This is a genomic window from Pedobacter segetis (assembly GCF_016623585.1).
Lineage (GTDB): Bacteria > Bacteroidota > Bacteroidia > Sphingobacteriales > Sphingobacteriaceae > Pseudopedobacter > Pseudopedobacter segetis.
Map to the genome: position 1 here is coordinate 1 of NZ_JAEHFY010000071.1, position 524 is coordinate 524.

At 45.4% G+C, this 524-nt stretch carries 1 protein-coding gene; it reads left to right on the forward strand.

The window, feature by feature from the left end; all coding sequences use genetic code 11:
* A partial coding sequence (locus I5M32_RS16620) for an IS4 family transposase (protein ID WP_200588296.1) occupies nucleotides 1–524 on the forward strand: 524 nt, incomplete at both ends.

Genomic DNA, 524 nt, shown 5'->3' on the forward strand with positions numbered 1-524 from the left:
TTCCTCTTGGATGCTACCACCATCAGCCTGTGCCTGTCCCTGTTTGATTGGGCCAGGTACAAAACGGCCAAAGGAGCGGTAAAACTGCACACCTTGCTCGATTACGATGGCAACCTACCGGCATATGTCAATATTACCAATGGCAGAACAGCGGACAACAAGGGGGCCTATGATGTCCCTTTACATAAAGGAAGTGTTATCGTTGCAGACCGATTTTATAATGACTTTGCTTTGCTGAATGTTTGGGACAGCAACGGGGTGTTTTTTGTAATCAGGCATAAAGAGAACCTCCAATATGCCAGTATCAAAGAAAATACGCTGCCAGAGGACAGGCACAAGAATATCCTTATCGACGAGGTCATCGAGCTCAAGACCCAGACATCAAGGAAAAACTATCCCAAAAAACTGAGACGGGTGGCCGTTTGGGATGATAAAAACGGACAGACCATAGAAATCATTACCAATCAGATGTCTTGGACAGCAAACACCATCAGTGAGCTTTATAAAAGCAGATGGCAGATCGA